Source organism: Kitasatospora sp. NPDC089913 (assembly GCF_044748625.1).
Classification (GTDB): Bacteria; Actinomycetota; Actinomycetes; order Streptomycetales; family Streptomycetaceae; genus Kitasatospora.
Genome location: NZ_JBIVGI010000045.1, coordinates 24,041 through 49,008 on the forward strand (window position 1 = coordinate 24,041; position 24,968 = coordinate 49,008).

At 75.6% G+C, this 24,968-nt stretch carries 11 protein-coding genes; 8 read left to right on the forward strand and 3 right to left on the reverse strand.

Annotation, left to right across the window (positions count from 1 at the left end; translation table 11 throughout):
- Positions 1-37: 37 nt before the first annotated feature.
- The 4 genes from ACIPYS_RS37875 to ACIPYS_RS37890 all read left to right on the forward strand — a co-directional run bounded on the left by ACIPYS_RS37875 (position 38) and on the right by ACIPYS_RS37890 (position 16,287).
- Positions 38-13,567, forward strand: a complete 13,530-nt coding sequence (locus tag ACIPYS_RS37875) for an amino acid adenylation domain-containing protein (protein ID WP_400754902.1) — start codon at positions 38-40, stop codon at positions 13,565-13,567.
- On the forward strand, positions 13,564-14,859 hold the full coding sequence (locus ACIPYS_RS37880; protein ID WP_093862996.1) for an MFS transporter: 1,296 nt from the start codon (positions 13,564-13,566) through the stop codon (positions 14,857-14,859). Before ACIPYS_RS37875 ends, ACIPYS_RS37880 begins: the two co-directional genes overlap by 4 nt.
- 203 nt (positions 14,860-15,062) lie before the next feature.
- Entirely contained in the window at positions 15,063-15,875 is an 813-nt protein-coding gene (gene ddaH / locus ACIPYS_RS37885; protein ID WP_197698642.1) for a dimethylargininase, read from the forward strand.
- A 190-nt stretch (positions 15,876-16,065) separates the two neighbouring features.
- Positions 16,066-16,287: a hypothetical protein gene (locus ACIPYS_RS37890; RefSeq protein ID WP_093862997.1), complete on the forward strand. Its 222-nt coding sequence runs from the start codon at positions 16,066-16,068 to the stop codon at positions 16,285-16,287.
- 75 nt (positions 16,288-16,362) lie between these two features.
- On the opposite strand, the gene ACIPYS_RS37895 is transcribed toward ACIPYS_RS37890, so the two are convergent.
- Complete coding sequence (locus ACIPYS_RS37895) at positions 16,363-19,572, reverse strand: AfsR/SARP family transcriptional regulator (RefSeq protein WP_400754907.1); 3,210 nt, start codon at positions 19,570-19,572, stop codon at positions 16,363-16,365.
- A 297-nt stretch (positions 19,573-19,869) separates the two neighbouring features.
- Here ACIPYS_RS37895 and ACIPYS_RS37900 point away from each other — a divergent pair, with 297 nt between their 5' ends.
- The 3 genes from ACIPYS_RS37900 to ACIPYS_RS37910 all read left to right on the forward strand — a co-directional run bounded on the left by ACIPYS_RS37900 (position 19,870) and on the right by ACIPYS_RS37910 (position 22,028).
- Positions 19,870-20,955, forward strand: coding sequence for a hypothetical protein (locus ACIPYS_RS37900; RefSeq protein ID WP_400754910.1), 1,086 nt, complete (start codon positions 19,870-19,872; stop codon positions 20,953-20,955).
- A 135-nt stretch (positions 20,956-21,090) separates the two neighbouring features.
- Positions 21,091-21,459: a DUF1304 domain-containing protein gene (locus ACIPYS_RS37905; RefSeq protein ID WP_093863000.1), complete on the forward strand. Its 369-nt coding sequence runs from the start codon at positions 21,091-21,093 to the stop codon at positions 21,457-21,459.
- Positions 21,456-22,028 carry a TetR/AcrR family transcriptional regulator gene (locus tag ACIPYS_RS37910; protein WP_093863001.1) on the forward strand — a complete coding sequence of 191 codons (573 nt, stop codon included), beginning with the start codon at positions 21,456-21,458 and terminating at the stop codon, positions 22,026-22,028. Before ACIPYS_RS37905 ends, ACIPYS_RS37910 begins: the two co-directional genes overlap by 4 nt.
- A gap of 106 nt (positions 22,029-22,134) precedes the next feature.
- On the opposite strand, the gene ACIPYS_RS37915 is transcribed toward ACIPYS_RS37910, so the two are convergent.
- Together ACIPYS_RS37915 and ACIPYS_RS37920 are read right to left on the reverse strand one after the other, a co-directional pair.
- Positions 22,135-22,659, reverse strand: coding sequence for a hypothetical protein (locus ACIPYS_RS37915; protein ID WP_400754915.1), 525 nt, complete (start codon positions 22,657-22,659; stop codon positions 22,135-22,137).
- 114 nt (positions 22,660-22,773) lie between these two features.
- Positions 22,774-23,139 (reverse strand): hypothetical protein, encoded by a 366-nt coding sequence (locus ACIPYS_RS37920; protein WP_400754918.1) that lies wholly within the window; start codon positions 23,137-23,139, stop codon positions 22,774-22,776.
- A gap of 474 nt (positions 23,140-23,613) precedes the next feature.
- On the opposite strand from ACIPYS_RS37920, the gene ACIPYS_RS37925 reads away from it, so the two are divergent.
- Positions 23,614-24,468 (forward strand): S-methyl-5'-thioadenosine phosphorylase, encoded by an 855-nt coding sequence (locus ACIPYS_RS37925; RefSeq protein WP_400754921.1) that lies wholly within the window; start codon positions 23,614-23,616, stop codon positions 24,466-24,468.
- Positions 24,469-24,968: the final 500 nt, after the last annotated feature.

Genomic DNA, 24,968 nt, shown 5'->3' on the forward strand with positions numbered 1-24,968 from the left:
ACCACCACACGCCCGTGACGTGAGCAGAGGAAGCACCGTGATCCCGGTTTCGTACGCACAACAGCGTCTCTGGCTGATCGACCAGATCGAAGGGCCGACCGCGCTCTACAACCTGCCGTTCGCGGTCCGCCTGCGCGGCGCGCTCGACCTCGACGCGCTGCGCGCCGCGACGGCGGACGTGGTGGCCCGGCACGAGGCCCTGCGCACGGTGTTCCCGGTGGACGGCGAGGGCGTGCCGGTGCAGCACATCCTGCCGTCGGCGGAGGCGGGCACCGCCTTCACGACGGTGGAGTGCGCGCCGGCCGACTACGCCGCCCTGCGGGACCGGGCCGCCGCCCACACCTTCGACCTGAGTGCCGAAACGCCCGTCCGGGTCACGGTCTTCTCGCTCACCCCGACCGACGACGCCGCCGCCGCGGACGCCGTCCCCGAGCACGTGCTGCTCGTCGTGCTCCACCACATCGCCGGCGACGGCTGGTCGCTCGGCCCGCTGCTGCGCGACCTCGCCGCCGCCTACACCGCTCGCCTCGCCGGCGCCGAACCGGACTGGGAGCCGCTGCCGGTCCAGTACGCCGACTACGCCCTGTGGCAGCGCGAGCTGCTCGGCGAGGAGTCCGACCCGTCGAGCCTGATGAGCCGTCAGCTCGACCACTGGAGAGGAGTCCTGGCCGGTCTGCCGGAGGAGCTGGAGCTGCCGGTGGACCGCCCCCGGCCGCCGGTGCCCACCGGTGCCGCCGACGCCGCCCCGTTCGTCCTCGGCCCCGAACTGCACTCCGCGCTGGCCGACCTGGCCCGCCGCCACCGGTCCACCCTGTTCGCCGTCCTCCAGGCCGGTCTGGCCGCGCTGTTCACCCGGCTCGGCGCCGGCACCGACATCCCGCTCGGCACCGGTGTGGCGGGCCGCTCCGACGAGGCCCTGAACGACCTGGTCGGCTTCTTCGTCAACACCCTGGTGCTGCGCACCGACACGTCCGGCGACCCGTCCTTCGCCGAACTGCTGGGCCGGGTCCGGGAAGCCCAGCTGGACGCCTTCGCCCAGCAGGACGTGCCGTTCGAGCGGCTGGTCGAGGAGGTCAACCCGGCCCGCGCGCTCGGCCGCCACCCGCTGTTCCAGACCCTGCTGGTGCTGCAGAACCACGAGGAGGGCGAACTCGGCCTGCCCGGACTGGAGTCGGCACCGGAACCGCTGGGCCTGCGGGTCGCCAAGTTCGACCTCAACATCGGCATCACCGAACGGCACGCCGAGGACGGCACCCCGGCCGGGCTCGAGGGCTCGGTCGAGTACTCCGCCGACCTCTACGACCGGGCCACCGTCGACACCCTGTTCGCGCGCTTCGGCCGGCTGCTGGCCGCCGCGGCCGCCGACCCGGGGGCGCCGATCGGCACCCTGGACATCCTCGCCCCCGAGGAGCGCGCCCGGCTCGCCGGGGACTGGAACGCCACCGCCGCCCCGGTCCGCACCGGCTCGCTGCCGGAGCTGTTCGCGGCCCAGGCCGCCCGCACCCCCGACGCGGTCGCCCTCGCCCACGACGGCGGCGAGGTCGGCTACGCCGAGCTCGACGCCCGCGCCAACCGGCTCGCCCACCACCTGATCGCCGCCGGTGTCGGCCCGGAGTCCCCGGTCGCGCTGCTGATGGAGCGCTCGGTGGACCTGGTCGTCGCCACCCTCGCCGTGCTCAAGGCCGGCGGCTGCTACGTGCCGATGCACGCGAGCCTGCCGCCCGAGCGGATGACCGCGCTGCTCGCCGACACCGCCGCGCCCGTCCTGGTCACCGACCGCGCCGAGCCGGGCTTCACCCACGACGCCGTCGTGGTCCGCCCCGGCGACGAGGCGGGCGCCCCCGACCACGACCCCGGCCTGCCCGTCCACCCGGACCGGCTCGCCTACATGATGTTCACCTCGGGCTCCACCGGCACCCCCAAGGGCGTCGCGATCCGCCACCGCGACGTGGTCGACCTCGCCGACGACCGCCGCTGGCGCGACGGCCGGCACGAGCGGATCCTGCTGCACTCCCCGCACGCCTTCGACGCCGCCACCTACGAGCTGTGGACGCCGCTGCTGCACGGCGGCACCGTCGTCGTCGCCCCGCCCGGCACCATGGACGCGGACGCCCTGCGTACCGTCACCACCCGGCACGGCGTCACCGCCGTCTTCCTCACCAAGGCGCTGTTCGACCTGGTCGCCGAGCAGGCCCCGGAGACCTTCCGCGCCCTGCGCACGGTCTGCACCGGCGGCGAGGCGGCCTCCGGCACCCTGATGCGCCGGGTCCTGGAGCACTGCCCCGAGCTGCTGCTCGCCCACGTCTACGGCCCCACCGAGGCGACCACCTTCGCCACCCACCACCACCTCCTCCCGGCCGACCTGGACGGCGCCCGGGCCCCGATCGGCGGCCCGCTGGACAACATGCGCACCCACGTCCTGGACGCCCGCCTCCGGCCGGTGCCGCCCGGCGTGCCCGGCGAGCTGTACATCGCCGGGGCCGGCCTGGCCCGCGGCTACTGGCGCCGCGCCGCGCTGACCGCCGAACGCTTCGTCGCCGACCCGTACGACCCGCAGGGGCACGGCGGCCGCATGTACCGCACCGGCGACCTGGTGCGCCGCCGCGCGGACGGCGCGATCGAGTTCCTCGGCCGGATCGACGGCCAGGTCAAGCTGCGCGGCTTCCGGATCGAGCTCGGCGAGATCGAGGCGGCGCTCTCCCGCCACCCCGCCGTCCGCCAGGTCATCGTGGTCGCCCGCGAGGACCGCCCCGGTGACACCCGCCTCGTCGGCTACTGCGCCGTGCCGCCGGAGGCCCTCGAGGAGCGCCCGGAACTCGCCGCCGAGATCAAGGAGTTCGCCGCCGCCGGGCTGCCCGGCTACATGGTGCCCTCCGCCGTGCTGGTGCTGGACGCACTGCCGCTGAACGCCAACGGCAAGGTCGACCGGCGCGCCCTGCCCGCCCCCGACCTCACCGCCTCCGAGGGCGGCCGCGCCCCGCGCGACGAGCGCGAGCGGGCCCTGTGCGCCCTGTTCGGCGAGATCCTCGGCATCGCGGACATCACCGTCGACGACGACTTCTTCGCCCTCGGCGGCCACTCGCTGCTCGCCACCCGCCTGGTCGGCCGGGTCCGCGCCGACCTCGGCGCCGAACTCGCCATCGGCGACCTCTTCCAGGCCCCGACCGTGGCCGCCCTCGCCGCGCGGCTCGCCGACGGCCCGGCCCGCCCGGCGCTGCTCCCCGAGCCGCGCCCCGAGCACCTGCCGGTCTCCTTCGCCCAGCGCCGCCTGTGGTTCCTCGGCAAGGCCGAGGGCCCCGCCGCCACCTACAACGTCACCCTCGCCCTGCGGCTGTCCGGCCCGCTCGACACCGCCGCCCTGGAGCGCGCCCTCGGCGACGTGGTCGCCCGGCACGAGTCGCTGCGCACCGTCTTCACCGAACTCGACGGCGTGCCGCACCAGCGGGTCCTCGACGGCCCGCCCGGGCTGCTGCTCACTGTCACCGACCGCCCCGCGCAGGACCTCGTCGGCCACCTCTTCGACCTGGCCGAGGACGTCCCGCTGCACGCGTACCTGTGCCCGGAGGGGCCCGAGGAGCACGTGCTCACCCTGGTGCTGCACCACATCGCCGGCGACGGCTGGTCGCTGCGCCCGCTGTTCCGCGACCTCGCCGAGGCCTACACCGCCCACCGCGACGGCACCGCCCCCGCACCGCGTCCGCTGCCCGTCCAGTACGCCGACTACACCCTGTGGCAGTACCGGCTGCTCGGCGCCGACACCGACCCGCGCTCCCTGCTGTCCCGTCAGCTCGACCACTGGCGCGAGGCCCTGTCCGGACTGCCGGACGAACTGCCGCTGCCGCTGGACCGCCCCCGCCCGCCGGTGCCCACGCACCGCGGCGACGTCGTCGAACTGGACCTCGACGCCGCGCTGCACGCCCGGCTCGCCGAGCTGGCCGGCCGGCACGGGGTCACCCTGTTCATGGTGCTCCAGGCCGCCTGGGCCACCCTGCTGCACCGCTTCGGCGCCGGGGACGACATCCCGATGGGCACCCCGCTGGCGGGCCGGCTCGACCCCGCCCTGGACGAGCTGGTCGGCTTCTTCGCCAACACCCTGGTGCTGCGCACCGACCTGGCCGGCTCGCCCACCTTCGCCGAACTGCTGGGCCGGGTCCGGGAGGCCGACCTGGCCGCCTACGCCCACCAGGACGTGCCGTTCGAGCGGCTGGTCGAGGAGCTCAACCCGGCCCGCACCCTGGCCCGGCACCCGCTGTTCCAGGTGATGATCGCCTTCGACAACACCACCGGCGGCGGACCGGAGTTCCCCGGCACCCGCGCCTCCTACGAGCCGCTGGGCCTGCCCACCACCCCGTTCGACCTGACCCTCAACCTGTCCGAGCGGCTGGACCCGGCCGGCACCCCGGCCGGCCTCTCCGGCGGACTGGAGTTCGCCGTCGACCTGTTCGACCGGGGCACCGCCGAGCAGCTCGCCGCGGCGCTGGCCGGACTGCTCGACCAGGTCGCCGAACAGCCCGGCCGCCCGGTCGCCGAACTGGACGTGCTCGGCGCCGAGGGCCGCGAGGACCTCGCCCGCTGGCACGGCACCGACGGCCCCGGCGACGGGCTGCTCGTCCCGGCCGCGTTCGCCGCCCAGGCGGCCGCCACCCCCGACGCCACCGCCCTGGTCTTCGGCGAGCAGCGGCTCAGCTTCGCCGAGCTGAACGCCCGCGCCAACCGGCTCGCCCACGGCCTGGCCGGCGCCGGGATCGGCCCCGAGTCGCTGGTCGCGCTCGCCGTGCCCCGCTCCGCCGAGTCGATCGTCGCCCTGCTCGCCGTGCTCAAGGCCGGCGCCGCCTACCTGCCGCTGGACTCCGACTACCCGCGCGACCGGCTGGCGGGCATGCTCGCCGACGCCCGCCCGGCGGCCGTGCTCAGCACCGACGCCTGGCCGCTGCCCGAGGTGCTGGTCGGCCACACCGTGCTGCCCGCCGGCGCCGCGACCTGGGCCGAGCTGCCCGCCGACGAGCCGGAGGCGGCGATCGGCCCCGAGCACGCCGCCTACGTCATCTACACCTCCGGCTCCACCGGCCGCCCCAAGGGCGTCGTGGTCCGCCACGGCGGCCTCGCCCACCTGCTCGCCTTCCACCGCGCCGGAACCCTCGCACCCGCCCGGCAGGCGCACCCCGGGCGCCGGTTCGCCTTCGCCGCGACCGCCTCGCTGTCCTTCGACACCTCCCTCGAGGCGGTGCTCTGGATGGTCGCCGGGCAGGAACTCCACCTGCTCGACGACGACCTGCGCCGCGACGCGGCCGGCATCGTCGGCTACCTGGCCCGCACCGGCGCCGACACCCTCGACGTCACCCCCGCGCTGGCCGAACGCCTGGTCGAGGAGGGGCTGCTCACCGTCGCCCCGCCCGCCGTGCTGATGATCGGCGGCGAGGCCTGCGGCCAGCAGCTCTGGACCACCCTGAGCGCAGCCCCCGACACCGTCGTGTTCAACCTGTACGGGCCGACCGAGTGCACCGTCGACGCCCTGCACCACCGCCTGGACGGCGCCGTCGCCCGCCCGGTGATCGGCCGCCCGCTGCCCGGCCTGCGCGCCCACCTGCTGGACGCCCGGCTGTGCCCGGTGCCGGTCGGCGTGCCCGGCGAGCTGTACCTGAGCGGCCCCGGCCTGGCCCGCGGCTACCTCGGCCGCCCGGGGCTGAGCGCCGAGCGCTTCGTCGCCGACCCGTACGGCACCGGCGCCCGCATGTACCGCACCGGGGACCTCGCCCGGCGCCGCTCCGACGGCACCGTGGAGTACCTCGGCCGCACCGACCACCAGGTCAAGGTGCGCGGCTTCCGGATCGAACCCGGCGAGATCGAGGCCGTGCTGACCGCCCACCCGGCCGTCGTGCAGGCCGCCGTGCTGCCGCACCAGGACGGCACCGCCGGCACCCGGCTGGTCGCCCACCTGGCCGTCGCGGCCGGCGCCGACCCGGCCGCGCTCGACCTCGCCTCGGTGCGCGCCCACGCCGCCGCCGCGCTGCCCGACTACATGGTCCCGGCGGCCTTCACCGTCCTGGCCGCGCTGCCGCTCAACGTCAACGGCAAGATCGACCGCGCCGCCCTGCCCGCCCCCGACTTCACCGCCGCCGCCGGAGCCGGCCGCGCCCCGCGCACCCCGCGCGAGGAGATCCTCTGCGGCCTCTTCGGCGAGATCCTGGGCGTGCCTGAGGTCTCGATCGACGACGACTTCTTCGCCCTCGGCGGCCACTCGCTGCTCGCCACCAAGCTGCTCAGCCGGGTCCGCGCCACCCTCGGCGCCGAGCTCGGCATCCGGGACGTCTTCGAGGCCCCGACCGTGGCCGGCCTGGTCGAGCGCCTCGACGGCGCGGACGCCCGCCCGGCACTGACCGCCGGCCCGCGCCCGGAGCGGCTGCCGCTCTCCTCCGCGCAGCGCCGGCTCTGGCTGATCGACCGGATGGAGGGCCCCTCCGCCCTCTACAACATGCCCTTCGCGCTGCGCCTGACCGGCCTGCTCGACCGGGACGCGCTCACCACCGCCCTGGCCGACCTGGTCGCCCGGCACGAGAGCCTGCGCACCGTGGTCGCCGAGCACGAGGGCGAGCCGTACCAGCGGATCCTGGCCCCGGCCGAGGCCACCGTCCCGGTCGAACTCCTGGACTGCGCACCGGAGTCCGTCGCGGCCGAGGTCGACCGCGCGGGCCGCCGCCCGTTCGACCTGGCCGCCGAGCCGCCGGTCCGGGTCACCCTGCTCCGGGTGTCGGAGTACGAACACGTCCTGGTCGTCGCGCTGCACCACATCGCCGGTGACGGCTGGTCGATGGGCCCGCTGCTGCGCGACCTCACCGAGGCCTACACCCTGCGCCTCGGCGGCGAGCCGCCGCTGTCGGAGCCGCTCGCCGTCCAGTACGCGGACTACGCGCTCTGGCAGCGCGGGCTGCTCGGCGACGAGGCCGACCCGCAGAGCCTGGTCTCCCGCCAACTCGCCTACTGGCGCGAGACGCTGGCCGACCTGCCGGAGGAGATCGCGCTGCCGGCGGACCGCCCGCGCGGCGCCCGGGCCGACCACCGCGGCGACCGGGTCGCGCTGCCGATCGACGCCGGACTCCACGCCGGACTGGTCGCGCTGTCCCGCGAGCACCGGGTGACGATGTTCATGACCCTCCAGGCCGCGCTGGCCGCGCTGCTCACCCGCCTCGGCGCGGGCACCGACGTGCCGATCGGCTCGGTGGTCGCGGGCCGCTCCGACGAGGCGCTGGACGAACTGGTCGGGTTCTTCGTCAACACCCTGGTGCTGCGCACCGACACGTCGGGGGACCCGGCCTTCGCCGAACTCCTCGGCCGGGTCCGGGAGACCGGCCTCGGCGCCTTCGCCCACCAGGACGTGCCGTTCGAGCGGCTGGTCGAGGAGCTCAACCCGGCCCGCTCGCTGGCCCGGCACCCGCTGTTCCAGGTCGCGATGGTGCTCCAGTCCACCGACGAGGGGGAGTTGGAGCTGCCCGGCCTGGAGGTCGAGGCGCTGCCCTCGGACACCGGGGTCGCCAAGTTCGACCTCAACGTCACCCTGGAGGAGTTCTTCGGCCCGGACGGCGCGCCCGCCGGTCTGGACTGCGCGATCGACTACGCCACCGACCTGTTCGACCGCGGGACGGTGGAGGCGATCGCGGTCCGCTTCGGCCGGCTGCTGGCCGGGGTGGTGGCGGACCCGGCGGCGCCGATCGGCGGGGTGGAGCTGCTGGACGGCGCCGAGCGCGCCGCGCTGCTGGCCCCCGCCGCCGCGCTGCCCGCCGACGTCCCGCTCGTCCCGGCCGCGTTCGCCGCCCAGGCGGCCGCGACCCCGGCCGCCACCGCCCTGGTCTTCGGCGGACTCCGGCTCGGCTACGCCGAGTTGGACGCCCGGGCGAACCGGCTCGCGCACGGCCTGCTGGCCGCCGGCATCGGCCCGGAGTCCGTGGTCGCGCTCGCCCTGCCCCGCTCGGCGGAGACGGTCGTCGCCCAGCTCGCCGTACTCAAGGCCGGCGCCGCCTTCCTGCCGCTGGACGCCGAGTACCCGCGGGAGCGCACCGCCCACATGCTGGCCGACGCCCGCCCGGCGGCCGTGCTCAGCACCGACGCCTGGCCGCTGCCCGAGGTGCTGGCCGGTCTGACCGTCCTGCCCGCCGACGCCGACGCCTGGTCGGAGCAGCCCGCCGAAGCCCCGCCGCTGCGGATCGGGGCGGCCCACGCCGCCTACGTCATCTACACCTCCGGCTCCACCGGCCGCCCCAAGGGCGTCCTGGTGAGCCACGGTTCGATCGCCGCCCTGCTGGCCCAGCACCGGGCCGAGACCTTCGCCGGGCCGGAGCGGCAGCACGGCCGGCTGAGCGTCGCCCTGACCGCCTCGCTCTGCTTCGACGCCTCCTGGGACAGTCTGCTCTGGCTGGTCGCCGGACACGAACTGCACCTGATCGGCGACGAGTTGCGCCGCGACGCGGCCGCCCTGGTGCGCCATGTGCGCGGCACCGGCATCGGCGTCGTCAACGTCACCCCCTCCTACGCCGAACAACTCCTCGCCGAGGGCCTGTTGGACGCGGACGGCGAGGACGGCAACGCCCCGCGGGTGCTGCTGCTCGGCGGCGAGGCCGTCGGCCGGTCCCTCTGGACCAGGCTGCGGGACACCCCGCGGCTCACCGGCCACAACCTGTACGGCCCCACCGAGGCCACCGTCGACACCCTGGTCCAGTCCTTCGCGGACTCCGAGCGCCCCTCGCTCGGCCACCCCGTGCTCGGCACCCGCACCCACGTCCTGGACGAGTACCTGGCGCCGGTCCCGGTCGGCGTGCCCGGCGAGCTGTACCTCTCCGGCCACAGCCTGGCCCGCGGCTACCTCGGCCGCCCGGCGCTGACCGCCGAGCGCTTCGTCGCCGACCCGTTCACCCCCGGGGGCCGGATGTACCGCACCGGCGACCTGGTGCGGCGCACCGGGGACGGCGGGATCGACTACCTCGGCCGCACCGACGACCAGGTCAAGCTGCGCGGCTTCCGGATCGAACTCGGGGAGATCGAGCAGGCGCTGACCCGCCACGAGGCCGTCCGGCAGACCGTGGTGACCCTGCACGAGGGCGCCGACGGCGATCGCCGACTGGTCGCCCACTGCGCCACCGGCACCACCGCTCCCGGCGCCGAACTCGCCCAGGAGCTGCGCCGGTTCGCCGCCGAATGGCTGCCCGCCCACATGGTCCCGGCCGCCGTCGTCCCGCTCGACACGCTGCCGCTCACCGGCAGCGGCAAGGTCGACCGGCGGGCCCTGCCCGCCCCCGACTTCGCCCTCTTCGGCGGCGGTCGGGCGGCCCGCACCGCTCACGAGGAGATCCTCTGCGGCCTGTTCGGCGAGGTCCTCGGCGTCGACCGGGTCTCGATCGACGACGACTTCTTCGCCCTGGGCGGCCACTCGCTGCTCGCGATGAAGCTGGCCGCCCGGGTCCGCGCCGTCCTCGGCACCGAACTCGGCATCCGGGACGTCTTCGAGGCCCCGACCGTGGCCGGCCTCGCCCTGCGGCTGGACGGCGGCGCCGAGGCCAGGCCCGCGCCGACCGCCGGCCCGCGCCCGGAGCGGCTGCCGCTCTCCTCCGCGCAGCGCCGGCTCTGGCTGATCGACCGGATGGAGGGCCCCTCCGGCCTCTACAACCTGCCGCTCGCGCTGCGGATCGGCGGACCGCTCGACCCCGTCGTGCTGGCCGCCGCCCTGACCGACGTGGTGGGCCGGCACGAGAGCCTGCGCACCCTGATCGCCGAGCAGGACGGCGAGCCGTACCAGCGGATCGTCCCGGCCGCCGAGGCGCGCGTCCCGTTCGAGCACCGCACCGCCCCGGCGGGTGACCCGGCCGCGGAGGTGGCGGCCTTCGCCGACCTGCCCTTCGACCTCGCCGCCGACCTGCCGCTACGGGCCCTGCTGCTGCCCGCCGAGGACGCTTCGCAGGAGCACCTGCTCGTCCTCGTCCTGCACCACATCGCCGGTGACGGCCGCTCGATGGAGCCGCTGCTGCGCGACCTCGCCGCCGCCTACGCGGCCCGCCGCGACGGCACCGCCCCCGCACTGCGCCCGCTGCCGGTCCAGTACGCCGACTACGCGCTCTGGCAGCGGGAGCTGCTCGGTGACGAGACCGACCCGCAGAGCCCGGCCGCCCGCCAACTCGCCCACTGGCGCGAGACGCTGGCCGACCTGCCGGAGGAGATCGCGCTGCCGGTGGACCGCCCCCGGCGGGCCGACAGCTCCCACCGCGGCGACCGGGTCGTGCTCCCGCTCGGCGCCGAGCTCCACCGCGGGCTGACCGCCCTGGCGCGCGAGCACCGGGTGACGATGTTCATGACCCTCCAGGCCGGCCTGGCCGCGCTGCTCACCCGCCTCGGCGCCGGTACCGACGTGCCGATCGGCTCGGTGGTCGCGGGCCGCACGGACGAGGCGCTGGACGAGCTGGTCGGGTTCTTCGTCAACACCCTGGTGCTGCGCACCGACACTTCGGGGGACCCGGCCTTCGCCGAGCTGCTGGGGCGGGTCCGGGAGACCCAGCTGGACGCCCACGCCCATCAGGACGTGCCGTTCGAGCGGCTGGTCGAGGAGCTCAACCCGGCCCGCTCGCTGGCCCGGCACCCGCTGTTCCAGGTGATGCTGCTGCTGGAGGGCGCGAGCCAGGGCGCGACCGGCGGTGACGCCCCGCTGGACCTGGCCGGGCTGCCGGCCGCGGTCGAACCGGTCGGCGGTCACGTCGCCAAGTTCGACCTCTCCGTCGGCATGGGGGAGTCCTTCGACGCCGAGGGCGCCCCGGCCGGCCTGGAGTGCGCGATCGACTACGCCACCGACCTGTTCGACCGCGGGACGGTGCAGGCGATCGCGGTCCGCTTCGGCCGGCTGCTGGCCGCCGTGGTGGCGGACCCGGCGGCGCCGATCGGCGGGGTGGAGCTGCTGGACGGCGCCGAGCGGGCCGCGCTGCTGGCCCCCGCCGCCGCGCTGCCCGCCGACGTCCCGCTGCTGCCCGCCGCGTTCGCCGCCCAGGTGGCCGCCACCCCGGACGCCACGGCGCTGGTCTGCGGCGAGCAGCGGCTGAGCTTCGCCGAACTGGACGCCCGCGCCGCGCTGCTCGCCGAGCGGCTGCGGGCGGCCGGGGCCGGTCCCGGCACCGTGGTCGCGCTGGCCCTGCCCCGCTCGGCGGAGACCGTGACCGCCCTGCTGGCCGTGCTGCGCTCCGGCGCCGCCTCGCTCCCGCTGGACGCCGAGTACCCGGCCGACCGGACGGCGGCGATGCTCGCCGACGCCGCGCCCGGGCTCGTCCTCACCGACGAGGGCTGGCCGCTGCCGGAACTCCTGGCGGGACTGCCCGTCCTCCCGGTGCGCGGCCCCCGCCCGGAGGCCGCCCCGGCCCCGGCGGGCGCCCCGGCCGCCGCCCCGGACCGGGCGGACGCCGCCTACGTCGTCTACACCTCCGGCTCCACCGGCCGCCCCAAGGGCGTGGTGGTCGGCCACGGTTCGATCGCCGCCCTGCTCGCCTCGCACCGCGCGCCCACCGGCCCGATCGGCGCGGGCGAACGGGACGGCGGGCGCCGCCGGGTCGCGCTGACCGCCTCGCTCTGCTTCGACGCCTCCTGGGACGGACTGCTCTGGCTGGTCGCCGGACACGAACTGCACCTGGTCGGCGACGAGGTCCGGCGCGACGCCGCCGCGCTCGTCCGACACCTGCGCACCGAGCGGATCGACGTCCTGGAGGTCACCCCCTCCTACGCCGAACAGCTGCTCGACGAGGGCCTGCTCGACCCCGCCGCGCCGCAGGGCCCGGCCCCGGCCACGGTGCTGCTCGGCGGCGAGGCCGTCGGCCAGTCCCTCTGGACCAGGCTGCGCGAGGCCCCGCACACCACCGCCCACAACCTCTACGGCCCGACCGAGTCCACCGTCGACGCGCTGGTCCAGCCCCTCGCCGACTCCGGACGCCCGTCCCTGGGGCACCCGGTGCTCGGCACCCGGGCCCTGGTCCTGGACGAGCGGCTGGCACCGGCCCCGGTGGGTGTGCCCGGCGAGCTGTACCTCGCCGGGACCGGCCTGGCCCGGGGCTACCTCGGCCGCCCGGCGCTGACCGCCGAGCGCTTCGTCGCCGACCCGTTCACGCCCGGGGGCCGGATGTACCGCACCGGCGACCTGGTCAGGCGCACCGGGGACGGCGGCATCGACTACCTCGGCCGCACCGACGACCAGGTCAAGATCCGCGGCTTCCGGATCGAACTCGGCGAGATCGAGCACGTGCTGACCCGCCACCCCGGGGTCCGGGCCGCCACCGTGACCGTCCGCGAGGACGGTGCCACCGGCCCCCGACTGGTCGCCTACGTCGTCCCCGACGGCGCGGGCGAGGGCGCGGCCGGGCGGCCGGACCCGGCCGACCTGCGGGCCTTCGCGGCCGAGTCGCTGCCCGGCTACATGCTCCCGACGGCCTTCGTCCCGCTCACCGCCCTGCCGCTCACCGCCAGCGGCAAGGTCGACCGGCGGGCCCTGCCCGCCCCCGACCCGGCCGCCTCGCCCACCGGACGCGCGCCGCGCACCCCGCGCGAGGAGCTGCTCTGCGGCCTCTTCGCCGAGGTGCTGGGGGTGGACCGGGTCTCGATCGACGACGGCTTCTTCGACCTCGGCGGCCACTCGCTGCTGGCGATGAAGCTGCTCGGCCGGATCCGCGCCGCCCTGGCGCCCGAGCTCGGCGAGCGCGCCGACCTCGGCATGCGGGCCCTGTTCGAGGCCCCGACGCCGGCCGGCCTGGCCCGCCGGCTGGAGGCCGCGGACGACCGGGGCTCCGACGGCCCGCGCGGGTCCGACGCGCTGGACGTGCTGCTCCCGCTGCGGACCGGCGGCGGCACGGCCCCGCTGTTCTGCGTCCACCCCGCCGCCGGCATCAGCTGGGTCTACTCGGGCCTGCTGCGCCACCTCGACCCGGACCGGCCGGTGTTCGGCCTCCAGGCCCGGGGCCTGCGCGGCGGCTCCCCGGACTCCGTGACCGGGATCGCCGCGGACTACGTGCGGGAGATCCGCGCCGTCCGCCCGCAGGGCCCCTACCACCTGCTCGGCTGGTCGTTCGGAGCGGTGGTCGCCCAGGAGATGGCCGTCCAGCTCCGGGCGGCCGGCCAGGAGGTGGGCCTGCTCGCCCTCCTCGACGGCCTCCCGGCCGGCCCGGCCACCGAGGAGCCGCCGGCCTCCGACGACCCGGTGGAGACCCTGGCCGAACTGCTCGCCTCGCTCGGCTACGACCCGGCCGACGGGCGCGGGCAGGCCGAACTGACCGCCCTGCTGGGCGAGGCGGCGGCGCTGCTGCCGGACGTCTTCGAGCACCACCGCAAGCTGATGGCCGAGCACGTGCCCGGCCACTACCGGGGCGCGGCCGTCTACGTCGGCGCCACCGCCGACAAGCCCGCCGACTGGCCCTACGAGGCCGCCTGGGCCCCGTACCTCACCGGCGGGATCTCCGCCCACCGGATCGACTGCGCGCACGGCGCCCTGACCCAACCCGAGCCCCTCGCACGGATCGCCGCCGTGCTGGCCGAGACGCTGGAGAGTGACCCCCGATGAGCACGAGTACCGTCCCGGTCGAACCGCCCGCGGTGGACGAGGGCCCCCGCCGCAGCCGCTGGGGCCTCTGGGCCCAGGGGAACTTCCGCAAGCTCTGGATCGGCGAGACGGCCAGCGGTCTCGGCACCGCCGTCGGCAATGTCGCCCTCGCCCTGGTGGCGGTGGTGACCCTGGACGCCTCGCCGTTCATGGTCGGCGTGCTGACCGCCTCCGCGTGGGTGCCGTGGCTGTTCCTCGGCCTGCTGGCCGGCGCCTGGGTGGACCGCTGGCCCCGGCTGAAGGTGATGCTGGTCTGCGACCTGCTGCTGCTGGTGCTGTTCGGCAGCGTGCCGGTGGCCGGCTGGTTCGACGCGCTGACGATGGTCCAGCTGATCCTGGTGGCGCTGCTGGCAGGCGCGGTGAAGGTGTTCTTCTCCACCGCGTACGGGGCCGTGCTGCCGGCCCTGGTCGCCAAGGACGACCTGCTGGAGGCCAACGTCAAGCTGCGCTCCGGGGACTCGGCGGCGGAGATCGCCGGCCCCGGCCTGGCCGGCCTGCTCTCCCAGGTCTTCGGCGCGGCCAGCGGACTGCTGGCCGACGCGATCACCTACCTGGTGTCGGCGGTCTGCCTCGGCGGCATCAAGGTGAAGGAGACGCCGCCGCCGGTGGCCGAGCGGCGCGGCATCCTGCGGGAGATCGGCGAGGGCGTGCGCTTCCTGGCCGGGGACCCGTTCCTGCGCAACCTGGCCCTGTTCGGCGCGGTCGGCAACCTCGGCCTCAACGGCATCCAGGCCGTGCAGACGGTCTTCCTGGTCCGCAGCGTCGGGGTCTCGCCCGGCGGCATCGGCGCGGTCTTCGCGGTGGTCTCGGTCGGCGGCCTGGCCGGCGCCGCCCTGGCCGGGCGGATCGCCCGCCGCTTCGGCACCGCCCGCGGGCTGCTGCTCTGCGAGCTGGTCGCCGCGCCGTTCATCCTGCTGCTGCCGCTGGCCGGCTCCCGGCTGCCGCTCGCGGTCAGTGCCGTCGCCTGGTCGGTCGCGGTCTGCGGGGTGGTCGCCGGGAACGTCCTGGCCGGCAGCTTCTACCAGTCCTACTGCCCGCCCGACATGATCGGCCGGATCCGGGCCAGTGCCTCGACCGTCAACTTCAGCGCGATCCCGGTCGGCGCCCTGCTCGGCGGCTGGCTGGGCGAGGTGCTCGGCGCCCGCACCACCATCTGGATCATGGCGGGGGTGCTGCTCTCGGCCGGCGCCGTGCTGCTGGCCGGCCCGCTGCGGGCCCGCCGGGACTTCCCCGAGCGCCCGGCCGCCGCCTGATCGTCCGCCCCGCCGCCCGGTCCTGCGCTCCATCCCGTCGTCACGTACCGATCGCCGGCCCGGAGCACCGCCCGCTCTCGCGCACCGCCCGCCCCTCGTGCACCTGCCCGTCCCCGCGTACCGTCCGCCCCTCGTGCACCTGCTCGCCCCCGCGTACCGTCCGCCCCCCGCGTACCGTCCGTCCTCACCCTCGGAGCCCCGCCATGACCCGCACCGCCCGCCCGCGCCGCTACCTGATGTGCCGTCCGACCCACTTCGACGTCAGCTACGCCATCAACCCCTGGATGGACCCGGCCAAGCCGGTCGACACCGCCCTCGCCGTCGCCCAGTGGGAGCGGCTGTACGAGCTCTACCTCGAGCTCGGCCACCGGGTCGACCTGATCGACCCGATCCCGGGCCTGCCGGACATGGTGTACGCGGCGAACGGCGCCACCGTGGTGGACGGCCGGGTGCTCGGCGCCCGGTTCCGCAACACCGAGCGCGCCGCCGAGGGCCCGGCGTACCTGGACTGGTTCCGGGAGCACGGCTTCACCACCCACGACCCGGCGCACGTCAACGAGGGCGAGGGCGACCTGCTGCTGACGGACCGCTACCTGCTGGCGGGCCGGGGCTTCCGCAGCGTCTCCGCCGGGCACGCCGAGGCGCAGGAGTTCCTCGGCCGCCCGGTGGTCGGCCTGGACCTGGTCGACCCGCGCTTCTACCACCTGGACACCGCGCTCAGCGTGCTCGACGGCGACCGGATCATGTACTACCCGGGGGCGTTCTCGGAGGGCAGCCGGGCGGTGCTGGCCAGGCTGTTCCCGGACGCGGTGCTGGTGGCGGAGGAGGACGCGGCGGCGTTCGGCCTCAACGTGGCCAGCGACGGGCTCAACGTGGTGCTGCCGGAGCCGGCCACCGGGGTGGCGGCCCGGCTGCGGGAGCACGGCTTCCGCCCGATCGGGGTGGACCTCTCCGAACTGCTCAAGGGCGGCGGCAGTGTGAAGTGCTGCACCCTGGAGATCCGCGAGGCGGCCTGACGGCGGCTGGGGAAATCCCTGGCCGCGGGCGGTCCGCACCCCGATCAACGACGGTGGTCGACGCACGGTGCTTGTGCGTCGATCTGCCGTTGAACGCCCCTTGCCATGCTGATCACGTCAGCCCGGGGAGCCCCCCGGGAAGAGCCCGGAACACTCCTTCCCGCCAGGGAAGACGACCCAGGGAGCAGTCATGGCGAAGAACTCGACGAACGGCACCGCCCGGATCCGCCTGGCCGTCGCGGGCCTCGGCCTCGGCACCCTGCTCGCCCTCGGCGTGGCCGGCACCGCCATGGCGGACGGCGCGGCGGGCCCCGCCCAGGGCGGGACCACCGCGCCGACCGCCACCCCGACCCCGACCGCCACGCCGACCAACGGCAACGCCCACGGGGACTGGAACAGCACCGGTTCCTGAGCCCGGTCCGACCGTCGGGATCCACCGGAGAACCGCGCGCAGAACCGTTTCTGCCGCTCCGTCACACCGCCCTGATCAGGGATCCACCAGCGCGAACGCCGGCTCCGCGAGCAGCCCCGCCACCTCGGCGGCCTCCGGCAGCCCCAGCCGCCGGAAGATCGCGTGGGCCTCCCGCAGCCGCGTCCCCGCCTCGGCCCCGCGGCCGAGATCCGCCAGCGCGCAGCCGAGCACCACCAGCGCCTGCGCCTGGTCCCGTTCCGCCCCCAGCTCCTCGCAGAGCCGCAGCGCCTGTTCCGCGTGGCCGAGCGCCTCGTCGGCCCGGCCCAGCTCGCGCAGACTGTCCGCCAGCCGGTAGCGCGCGTGCGCGGCGCGGTCCCGCAGACCGGCGGCCACCGAGACCGCCAGGCACTCGCCGAACCAGGTCACCGCCTCCTCGTGGCGCCCCAGCGCGTGGTGCGCCAGCCCCAGCACGTACAGCGTGTACGCCCGGCCCGGGTCGTCCTGCCGGGTCCGCAGCTCGGCCAGCGCCTCGTGGCAGATCGTCACCGCCTCGTCGGCCCGGCCGCTGCGCACCCGCGCCAGTGCCGCGTTGACCGTCGTCACCAGCGCGCCGGAGCGGTGCCCGAGCCGGTTGGCCAGCAGCAGCGCCTCGTCGTAGTGGTCCACCGCCTCGTCGTAGCGGCTCAGGAACTGGCAGATCAGCCCGAGGTCGTTGAGCGCCTGGCGCAGGATCACCGAGTCCCCGGCCGCCCGCGCGGCCTCCACCGCCCGCCGGGACGCCGCCTCGGCCGCGTCCAGCCGGGTGGCGGCCAGGGCGACGTTGCCGCGCAGGAAGTGCGCCCGCCCCTCCGCCCGGACGTCGCCGTGCCGGGCGGCGGCCTCGGCCAGCGCATCGGCGGTCGCGGCGAGCTGACGGCTCGGCGGGGTGAGGACGAACGGGGTGAGCGCGATCAACAGATCGGTCGCCGCGCGCAGGGCCGTGCCGGACCCGGCGGCCGGGTCGGCGGCCACCTGGGCCGCCAGCGCGACCGCGCCCGCCCGCTCGGCCGCCGCCCACTCGCGGGCGGCCTCCCGGCCGGACAGCGGGACGCCGGGGGAGTGGGCCGGGCCGAGCGCGCCCGCGGCCGGATCACCCGGCACCGCGTGCTGGAACGCGCTGCACGCGGTGGCCAGCAGGTGGTCCAGCAGCCGGTCCCGGGCGGCGAGGGCCTCCCCGCCGTCCTGCTCGGCGCCGTTCCCGCTGCCGGCGCCGTTCCCGCTGCCGGCGCCGTTCCCGCCGCCGGTGCCGCTCCCGCCGCCCGGTCGTCGCCGGGCGAACGCGCGGAGCAGGTCGTGGTACCGGTACCGGCCGGGGAAGGGCGATTCCACCATCGCCACGTCCACCAGCGCCTCCAGCAGGTCCTCGGCGTCGTACTCGTCGAGGTCGAGCAGCGCGGCGGCGGCCGCCAGGCCGATGTCCGGGCCGTCGACCGAGGCGACCAGCCGGAACGCCCGGGCCTGGTCCCCGGTCAGCTGCCGGTAGCTCAGTTCGAAGGCCGCCGCCACCGCGAGGTCACCGATCCGCAGCTCGTCGATCCGGCGCCGTTCCACCTGGAGGCGGCGGCTGAGCGTCTCCACCGTCCAGCCCGGCCGGGCGGCCAGCCGGGCGGCCACGATCCGCACCGCCAGCGGCAGGTGCCCGCAGGCCACCACCAGCTCGCGGGCGGCCGCCGGTTCGGCCGCCAGCCGCTCCGCGCCGATGGTGCGCCCGAGCAGGTCGAGCGCCTCCTCCGGCTGGAACACGTCCAGGTCCACCTGGACCGTCGCCGGCAGGCCGGCCGGTCGGGTGCGGCCGGTGGTCAGCACCGCGCAGCCGACCGCCCCGGGCAGCAGCGGCCGGATCTGCGCCGCGTCCTTGGCGTTGTCCAGGAGGAGGAGCAGCCGCCGACCGTCCACCACCGAGCGGAACAGCGCCGAGCGCGCGTCCAGTCCGTCCGGCACGCCGTCCGCCGGGACCCCGAGCGCCACCAGGAAGCCGCTCAGCACCGCCTCCGGATCGGCCGGGACCGGGTCCGAGCCGCGCAGGTCCACGTACAGCTGGCCGTCCGGGTAGCCGTCCCTGACCCGGTGCGCGACGTGCAGCGCCAGCGCGGTCTTGCCGACCCCGCCCATGCCGACCACGGTCGCGACCACCAGCGCGTGCGGCTGTGCGGGGGCGCCGCCCCCGGCGTCCGGCGGGGCGGCGGCCAGGGCCGTGTGCAGCACCCGGACGGGCGCCGCCCGGCCGGTGAAGTCGGCGGCGTCCGGCGGCAGCTGCGCGGGCCGCGGCGGGGCGCCCGTCGCCCTGGCGTCGCGCCCGGCCGGCTCCGCCCCGCCGCCCGGTTCCTCGGCCGTCCCGGGCCGGTCCGCCGCTTCCGGGGCGGCGTCCGCCCGTCCGGCGCGGGGGCTGCCCGGCCCGGCGCCGGACGGTCCGGCCGGGTCCGCGGCCGGCCCGCCCGCCGCGGTGCCCGGCGGCTGCGGCGCGGCCAGTGTCGCGTCGCCCTCCAGGATCCGCCGGTGCAGCTGTTCCAGCTCGGCCCCCGGCCCGACCCCCAGTTCGGTGAGGAACAGCTGCCGGACGCCGCGGAACACCGCCAGCGCGTCCGCCTGCCGCCCGGCCTGGTACAGCGCCCGCATCAGCAGCCCGTAGGCCCGCTCGTGCAGCGGGTGCTCGGTGGTGAGCGCGGTCAGCTCCGGAATGCAGCGCGAGTAGCGGCCGAGCGTCAGGTCCAGGCCGATGCGCTCCTCCAGCAGGGTCAGCCGCAGCTCCTCCAGCCGCTGCCGGTGCCGCTCCGCGAACGGGCCGGGGATCCCGGCCAGCGGCTCGCCCTGCCAGAGTTCCAGCGCCTGGTTGAGCAGGTCGCGGGCGCGCAGCGGATCGGCCCGGGCGGTCCGCTCCGCCTCGGCCGCCAGTGCCTCCGCCTGCTCCGCGTCGACCGCGAGCTTCGGCAGGACGAGCCGGTACCCGTCCCCCATCGACATCAGGACGCTGCCCGCGGCCTTCTCGCCGGGGTTCTCCTCCCCGGCCGCCACGGCGTCCAGCACCTTCCGCCACCGCCACGCGTACGTCCGCACGGTGGTCATCGCCGCACCCGGCGGCTCCTCGCCCCACAGCGCCGCGATCAGGTCCGTGGCGCTGGCCGAGTGGCCGGGCCTCAGTAGCAGTACGGCCAGCATGGCCTGCTGCTGTGGGCTGCCCACCTTGAGCGCCGTCGCGCCGCGGTGAGCCCGCATCAGACCCAGTACGGAAAAACGGAGATCGCTCATACTGCCCCCTGCTGCCCCAAGGACAGTGCCCGCCCCGTTCGTGCACATGTCATATGATATGAGAGTTGTCAACCTCAAGGTCGAGCCCGGTGTCGAGACTCCGTTGAGCCTGTGGTGACCGGGCGTTGAACCCCACCGGCAAGAATCACCCTGCCGGGGCCTTCCGGAGACGGTCCGGTCCGCGCCCCTCCTTCACCTCCCGCGACCGGGTACCCCCTGTGCCCGGTCGTGATCGCCCCCGCCCCCGGCCGTCGGCGGCGTGGGGCGCCATGACCATACCTTCGGAGGCGGACGTCCGTGAACACCGCTCTGCTGTACCACCTGCTCGACGTCGACCCGGCCGACGGGCCGGCCGAACTGCTCCACCGCGCCCGCGGCAGCCGCCACCTGCCCCACCTCGTGCTCTCCGCCCTGGCCCGCGAGGACGTCCGGATGGGCGAACCCGCCCGCGCCGAACTGCGCCGCGCCCGCGTCCGCGCCGACCGCTACGCCGGCCTCGCCCTCGACCTGGCCCGGTCCACCGGCGTCCGCGCCATCCACGGCCTCCCGCTCGCTGGTTACTACCCCGCCGACCTGCTCCGGCCCCAGGCCGCGCTCGACCTGGTCGCCCCCGGCGAGGCCGCGCTCTGGCAGGCCGTCGTCCGACTGGTCACCGACCACCCGGTGGAGACCGTCGACGTCACCCTGCTCGGCGACCGCCCCCACCACACCGCCGTCACCCTCCGCTGGCCCGCCGAGGACCCGCTGCTCGACCCCTGGTACCGGGTCCGCCTCGCCACCGCGGCGCTCCCCGGCAACTGCGTCACCGTGCCGGTCCGCCCCTACCTGGTCGCGGACGAGCACGTCGAATGCCTGATCGCGCTCGCCGAGTCCCAGCTGGTGAACGGCCGGCACCCCGAGGCCGGGGCGCCGCCCGCCGCCCCCGACCCGCTCACCCTGCTCGACCTCTCCTGTCTCACCTCCCAGCCCTTCGAACCCGCCGAGACCGCCGCCGTCCTGGCCGCCTACCGCCTCGCCCCCGAGGCCGCCGCCCTGCTCGACCTCGCCGCCCCGCTGCTGCCGCTCGGCACCCTGGCCGCCGTCCGCACCGCGCTCACCCCCGAACTCGCCCCCGAGCGCCGCCGCCGCGCCGAGGCCGCCGCCGCCCCCCGGCTGCCCGTCCGGCACGGCACCCTGCTGCGCCGCACCGTCATCCGCCACGACTGGGACGAGGCCCGGCTGCTGGGTGCGGGCGACTCCCTCGAGGGCGGCGGCCCCCAGGGCGGGGCCCTGCTGCTCACGCCCGTCGCCGACTACCTGCTCGGCGCCCCCGAGGAGTCCCCCACCCTCGCCGACCGCAGCACCGCGCTGGACGCCCTGCACCGCTGGGACACCCGCTGCTGACGGTGCGTCGGAGCTGCGCCGGTCCACCTCCACGGCCTGCGGGACTTCCGCCGTCCCGCTCACGGGGCCGCGCCGCTGTCCTGGACAGGTGTCCATGTATGCTGGACACCTGTCCAAGAGAATGGGAGGTCGACCGTGCGTACGGCCGCGAACGTCCTGGTGGTCCTGGTGGCCGCCCTGCACCTGTACTTCCTGGTCCTGGAGATGTTCCTGTGGCAGCGGCGGCCCGGCCGCGAGCTGTCCGGCTTCGACGCCGAACTCGCCCGGACGACCGCCCCGCTCGCCGCCAACCAGGGCCTCTACAACGGCTTCCTCGCCGCCGGACTGGTCTGGGGCCTGATCGCCGGCGGCTCGAACACGACCGGCTTCCAGGCCCAGGTCTTCTTCCTGTCCTGCGTGGTCGTCGCGGGCGTGTTCGGCGCCGCCACCGCCAACCGGCGGATCCTGTTCGCCCAGGCCCTGCCCGGCGCACTGGCCCTCGGCGCCGTCCTGGCCGCCCGATGAGCCCGGACCCCTCGCCGGAGGACCCCCGGGCCGCCCGCACCAGGACCCGGCTCCGGCAGGCCCTGCTGGCCGAGTGCGCCGAGCAGCCCCTCGCCGCGATCGGCGTCGCCGCCGTGGTCCGCCGCGCCGGTGTCGGCCGGGCCACCTTCTACGTCCACTACGCCGACCTGGAGGCCCTCGCGGTCGACGCCTGCGCCGACGTCGTGCGCGAGGCCGTCGACGCCCTGCACGCCTGGCGCGGCATCCCCGACCCGGCCGCCCCGCCGCCCGCCCTGGCCGCGTTCCTGGCCGCCCTGCTCCCGCACGCCGACCTCTACCGCTCCCTGCTCGCCCCGGGCGGCGGCGGCCCGCTCGGCCAGGTCCTCCACCGCGAACTCCGCGAACGCAGCCGCACCGAACGCACCCTCGCCGGCGCCCCGCAGCCCGAACTCGTCGCCTCCGTGGTGGCCGGCGCCTTCACCGCCCTCCTCGCGGACTGGCTCCACGGCTCGATCGACGCCACCCCCGCCGACCTCGCCGCCCGCACCTGGCGCCTGCTGATCTCCCTCCACCGCACCCCGGGTCTGTAGGGGCCGCCCGGTCGCTCGGCGTGGACGGCCGAGGGTGGTTCGACCGGGCAGGTCGAACCACCCTCGGCCGCCGAGGCGCTGGAGGTCGCGGCAAGGGGAGTGGGGCTCAATCGCCGGAGTAGTAGGCGGCAAGTTTGTCCTGGAGTGTTGATTGGACCGGGCCGGACGGCGGGTCGATCCGGACAAGGTGGTCCGACGGAGAGTCGAAGATCGCGACGAACCGTACGCCGACCTCGGACGGGAACTCGTAGGTGGGCTCGACGGTCACACCCGAGACGCGCGTCACTCTGACTTCGCGCAGGTCGGGGCGAGTTACTCCGAACGCGGCGGTGTAGCCGCTGGAGAAAGTCTGGAGGCCGACGTTGATCGCGTCCTGCCCGCCAATTTCTACATTGCAGGCAGGATAAGAAGGCTCGCCCTCGAAGGTAACACGAAGGCAATCGCCGAGACGTTCGCTCCGGCCTCTTTCCAGGCCCCAGGTCCGTCCGTCCCGCGCACCGGAGGCGAGCATCGAAACTGTCGTCATTGTCCCGGGTTCGACGGGATTCCGAGGTGCGTCGGAGGATCCGGAGCAGCCGCTCGAAACAATCAGCACAATTCCGGCCGCGATGGTGGTCCTGAATCTGCTCATAAGGTCGCTCCGTATTCGCCGGCGGCATCCTCGCGGCAAGTGAAAAGGCGCCCCGGATTCCTGGTGGACGCGGCGGTCCGGGGCGCCTTCGAGTGAGGGTCGATCTTCCTGCCGTCAGGTGTTCATCTCCACCCTGATGTCGGACAGGTAGGTGCCCTTGTGCGCGGTGACGCGCGTGTACGTCCAGAACGAATTGGACTGGCGGTACATGCACTGCCGTCCGGTTCCGTAGTAATTGGGCGACCCGGCGCCCTGCCGCTCGGCGGTCTTGGACGTGCGAATCGTGAAGAACCATCCCTGCGGGCTGAAGTCACCGTGGGACTGCCCATAGGTCACCGAGACGCAGGAATTCACCCCCCAGCCGTCGATGTCGGTCGAAGAGATCCACTTGTCGCCCTCCCAGGGCATGGCCCACACGTCCGCCAGGTTCTGGCTGAACTGTGAGGCCTGTGCGCTGGTCGGCAGAAGTGCCATCGCCACGCCGCCGAGAACTCCGGCTATCACTGCTGTGCGCCTCTTTGTGGATGAACCTCTTGTGCCCATGTGCCCTCCCCGGCTCATGATCCATCTGGGAGTTGCCAGGCCCAATTGATGCGGCTCTTTTATGCAAGCATGTCTCGACCGTCGATCGCAAGGGTTGTGCAAAGGTGGTGGCCGATGGGCGGCGTATAAATATTTGGGGAGATTTGCGGACAAATATGTGCGCGGCTCGGCGTTATTTCTTGATCGACGGGTGGGGGTGGTGCCTGAATGGTTCCTTTATGAGGAAATTCAATCGGAAGGTACGCGGGAGACGCGGTCCGGTTGTGGCGGGTGAGGCGCTGGGCGGGCGCCGGGGACCGTTCGCCCGCCGTGGCAGTCCCCGGCCGGGTGGCGGGCGGCCCGGCGGTCCTACGACCGGCCGGAAGGACCATAGTCTGAATCCTTGACGATCTCCTCAGAAGGGCGGGCGACATGACGGACCATCGGGCGGTGGAGCGGGCCGAACTCGGTGTCCTGGGCGGCTCGGGGCTGTACGCGCTGCTGGACGACGTGGTCGAGGTGGCCGTCGACACGCCGTACGGGGCGCCCAGTGACTCGGTGTTCCTCGGCGAGGCGGGCGGCCGACGGGTGGCGTTCCTGCCGCGGCACGGGCGGGCGCACGCGATTCCGCCGCACCGGATCAACTACCGGGCCAACCTGTGGGCGCTGCACTCGCTCGGGGTGCGGCAGGTGCTGGGCCCGTGCGCGGTGGGCGGGCTGCGGCCGGAGTACGGGCCGGGCACGCTCCTCGTTCCGGACCAGTTCGTCGACCGCACCGCCGCCCGGGCGCAGACCTTCTACGACGGCGAGCCGCTGCCCGACGGCTCCCTGCCGGGCGTGGTGCACGCGCCGATGGCGGACCCGTACTGCCCGGCCGGCCGCGCCGCCGTGCTGGCGGCGTCCCGGGGGACCGGGTGGGAGCCGGTCGACGGCGGCACCCTGGTGGTGATCGAGGGCCCGCGCTTCTCCACCCGCGCCGAGTCCCGCTGGTTCACCGCCAACGGCTGGTCCACGGTCGGCATGACCGGCCACCCGGAAGCCGTGCTCGCCCGCGAACTCGCCCTCTGCTACACCTCGCTGAACCTGGTCACCGACCTGGATGCGGGCGTGGAGAGCGGCGAGGGCGTCACCCACGCCGAGGTCCTGGAGGTCTTCGGCCGCAACGTCGACCGCCTCCGCACCGTCCTGTTCGCCGCCCTGGCCGCTCTCCCGGCGGCCCGCGGCTGTCCGTGCCGCCACGCCCTCGACGGCTTCACCCCCGGCCTGCCCGGCGTCCCGGGGGAGTGAGCCCCGGAGCCGGGGCGGCCCGCCCCGGCTCCGGAGGGCTACGCCGCCCAGCCCTGGAGGGTCGGGAGCAGCTCCTCCGCGATCCGGCGCAGGGCCGTGTCGTCCTCCGTCGTGGCGTCCCGGCGCCGGGACGACAGGTCGAAGGAGCCACCGCTCCCGCGTCGGCAGCCTTGGCCACGACGAGGTGGTGGCTGCAGCCGCCGGGCCCCGAGGTGCCCGTCGGCCCCGCGCCGCCGATGGTGCACATCCGGTAGGCGCCGGCGGGGTGGCCGAGCACCGGTGCCCGGGTGCGCGGCAGCTCGGAGAAGCCGGGAACGCACGACGCCGCTGATACCGGACCGTTCCCTGTGGTGGGGGTGGTCGGGTGTCAGCGGCGTGTGTCGTGGTGCGGCCCCCGGTGGTGGTGGGGGCGGGGGTGTTACTTGGTGAGGCCGGCCTTGACGGAGCAGACGGGCCAGGCGCCGGGGCCCTGGGCGGCGAGGACCTTCTCGCCGACGGAG

What these genes read in the sequence shown, in the direction of transcription:
- ACIPYS_RS37880 (WP_093862996.1), top strand. Translation starts at nt 13,564, where the DNA reads ATGAGCACGAGTACCGTCCCGGTCGAACCGCCCGCGGTGGACGAGGGC.
- ddaH (WP_197698642.1), top strand. Translation starts at nt 15,063, where the DNA reads ATGACCCGCACCGCCCGCCCGCGCCGCTACCTGATGTGCCGTCCGACC.
- ACIPYS_RS37890 (WP_093862997.1), top strand. Translation starts at nt 16,066, where the DNA reads ATGGCGAAGAACTCGACGAACGGCACCGCCCGGATCCGCCTGGCCGTC.
- ACIPYS_RS37895 (WP_400754907.1), bottom strand. Translation starts at nt 19,572, where the DNA reads ATGAGCGATCTCCGTTTTTCCGTACTGGGTCTGATGCGGGCTCACCGC.
- ACIPYS_RS37910 (WP_093863001.1), top strand. Translation starts at nt 21,456, where the DNA reads ATGAGCCCGGACCCCTCGCCGGAGGACCCCCGGGCCGCCCGCACCAGG.
- ACIPYS_RS37915 (WP_400754915.1), bottom strand. Translation starts at nt 22,659, where the DNA reads ATGAGCAGATTCAGGACCACCATCGCGGCCGGAATTGTGCTGATTGTT.
- ACIPYS_RS37925 (WP_400754921.1), top strand. Translation starts at nt 23,614, where the DNA reads ATGACGGACCATCGGGCGGTGGAGCGGGCCGAACTCGGTGTCCTGGGC.